Annotated in this window: 2 pseudogenes; both read right to left on the reverse strand. The window is 30.8% G+C overall.

The features are described from left to right. A pseudogene (locus CAMP5121_RS07995) lies at positions 1-383 on the reverse strand (sodium-dependent transporter); the annotation flags it as partial. A gap of 9 nt (positions 384-392) precedes the next feature. Next, positions 393-1,164: pseudogene (locus CAMP5121_RS08000) on the reverse strand (sodium-dependent transporter); the annotation flags it as partial.

Below are 1,164 nucleotides of genomic sequence, written 5' to 3' on the forward strand. Positions count from 1 at the left end.
GCGCCTGCTTCATTTGTATCTTTAGGTAGTTCAAAAAACCCAAAATAAGCATATTTTGCTATCCAACCTATCACAACACTATAAAAAGACACTAAAATAATAGCACCGAGCATAAAAAATCCCGCTAGTGACCATGCCTTTTTATTTTTTGGTGCTAAAGTATGATAAGCATTTACAGGATCTTTTTCGCTAAGTTTTCCTATGCTAAGTTCTGCTAAAAATATCACAAAAGCCACACCCAAGGTTAAAAGTAAATACACCACTACAAAAGCTGAACCGCCATTGTTACCTACTAAAGTTGGAAATTTCCAAGCATTTCCAAGCCCAACGGCTGAACCTGCCACTGCTAATACAAAACCTATTTTAGAAAATTTTTCATTCATCTTTTAACCTTAAAAAAATAATTGTTTTATCATGATTAAAATCACCGCCAAAGGTGAAATATATCTTACAAAAAAATACCAGCACTCAAAGTATTTACCCCTCATATAAGGATAAAATAAAGTTTGCAAAGCCTCTTTTTTAAGTACAAATCCTACAAAGATTGCACCAAATAACCCACCCAAAGGCATCATTAAATTTGAAGCTATAAAATCTAATATATCAAAAAAACTTTTTCCAAAAATTTCCAAAGAATCTTTACTCCACTCAATTCCTGATAAAATACATAAACTTCCCAAAAAATACACAATGAAAGCTATAAAAATCAAAGCTTTTTTTCTTGTAAAATTATAAGAATTAATTAAGTAAAAAGTTAAAGGTTCTATCATGGAAACTGCTGAAGTAATCCCTGCAAAAAACAAAGCTATAAAAAAAGCTATGGCTAAAATATTTCCCAAAGGTAAAAAGCCAATTGGATCAATATTTGAAAACAAACTCATTAAAGATACAAAAATCAAACCTGGACCTTGCTGAGCTGGATTGCCATTAAATTCAAATATGAAAGTAAATACAATAAGTCCCATCATAATACCAATGATAATATTAATAATAATAATATTAATAGTACTTGTAATAAAATTTGTTTTATCAGGCAAACTTGCAGAATAAGTTATAATCGAACCCACTCCAATAGATAAAGAAAAGCAAGCAAGTCCTAAAGCACTCAAAAACGCCCCTACACCAAGCTTAGAAAAATCAGGAGAAAACAAAAATTCACTCGCC

The organism is Campylobacter sp. 2352 PW, assembly GCF_024723575.1.
GTDB lineage: Bacteria > Campylobacterota > Campylobacteria > Campylobacterales > Campylobacteraceae > Campylobacter_D.